Annotated in this window: 2 protein-coding genes; both read left to right on the plus strand. The window is 58.2% G+C overall.

Annotated elements, in window-relative coordinates; translation table 11 throughout:
- Positions 1–1,061 (plus strand): hypothetical protein (locus PUT78_RS23465; protein WP_274354627.1); only part of this gene is annotated, 1,061 nt, incomplete at its 5' end.
- 294 nt (positions 1,062–1,355) lie between these two features.
- Positions 1,356–1,652: GAD-like domain-containing protein (locus PUT78_RS23470; RefSeq protein ID WP_274354628.1), on the plus strand; the 297-nt coding region annotated here is incomplete at its 3' end.

The raw sequence follows: 1,652 nt of genomic DNA on the forward strand, positions 1-1,652 counted from the left end.
TTGATCGGTTCAGCATCGCGATTGGTGAGTTAGAATATGACGATCAGTTCATGGCAATCCTGAGCTACGACGGCAGGTTTCCGCAGCCTTGGTCGCGAGTCGATGTTGATCGCGAGATCGCCGACATTGGATACTTGAGGCTGACAGAGTATAACGATCCGATGCCGGTCGCACTCAGCAATGAAGGCGATGTCTACACAATGTTGCCCGGCGGCACCGACTGGTCGAAGATACCGGGGACAGGCATCCTGAGCGAAGATGCCGATGGGCGTGGTGACGTCTACAATTTTTTGATCGATGGAACACGCTGCTTTGTCTTGGGAAGAAGCGGTCAGCTTTACCAGCGGGACAAACTCGGCGAATGGGAAACGCTTTCGTTGGAACGCACTTCCGAGCCGGGATACAGGCCCGAGGCCTTTGGCTATGTGACCGTCGCCGCTGACGGGTCTGTCGTTATAAGCTCCTCGCAGCAACCTGCTTCACCCACAGGGCGTCTGACACATGATCCGCGTTTCAGAGCGGATATGTCCGCGACCGAATTGGGAGCGCTGATGGCGCAACGCCGCCATGAGGCGGCCGGTGGGTCGCACATCACACGGCTCTACCGCTTTGATGGCCGATCCTTCTCACGCCTCGACATCCCAGAAGATCTCCATATTCGCAACATCCATACCGACCCGATGGGTCGTATCTGGATCGTCGGAGTTGACGGGCTGATCTTGCGCGGACGCCCTGAAGACGGGTTCGGGCGGCTTGATTTCCATGGCGATACAGAAACCCTACACTCAGCCACGTGGTTTCAGGGCGAACTGATTGTGGCCTCCGGCTACATGCTCCATCGCTTTGACGGTCATCGTCTGACACCACTCAAGCCAAAACTCAACGATCCGTTCCGCAACCGCAATACCCCCACGCCGATGAAGCTTCAGACAGTCGGCGACGTGATGTTCTATTTCGACTACAAACACGGCGTCTGCCGCTGGGACGGCGAGAGTTGGGACTGGATCGACATTCCGCCCGCGTTGCTGGAGCGCGATTTCAAAGGGTTTCCTACCCCCTGAGACATGGAATTCCCGATGATTGCATTCACGCGCCCCCACTCCGGGACAGCCCTCACCGCACCTGCCTCGGGTTCTGTGCAGGCATATTCCTGGGGAGGCGATTTAACAGATCATAGGGGGCGGACAGGGCGAAATTGAACAGCTATATAGCGGGCGCACGCGAAAATTCATCCATTGGCCCACAATGGCGCGCCAGACGTAGGTCCGGGGCACTGGACGTACATGCAGAACGGTTACGCGACAACGGCTGCCCCCCTTGTGCGCGTTCTTTTGATCGCAATATAGGACACACAGATGACGGATGAGAAAAAGACCCCCAATATCCGCCCACCATTTGAGCGCTTGCTGGAGCGTTTTGGGCCGCCTGACGGAGACGGTCCGGTGCCCGCTTCCGAGGCGGATGAGTATCGCGGGCGCGTCCCTGATGCGCTGATCGCATTCTGGCTGGAGCATGGGCGCGGAGGCTGGCGGGATGGCCTCTACTGGCTCTGCGATCCGGCCCCCTTGATGCCGATCCTGCGCAGCCTGTTTCGCGATGACCCGGAAATCGACGCGGAGCTTCTGGTGCCGTTTTTTCGTGACGCTTTCGGA

Source organism: Roseinatronobacter alkalisoli (assembly GCF_028745735.1).
In the GTDB taxonomy this organism is placed as follows: Bacteria; Pseudomonadota; Alphaproteobacteria; order Rhodobacterales; family Rhodobacteraceae; genus Roseinatronobacter; species Roseinatronobacter alkalisoli.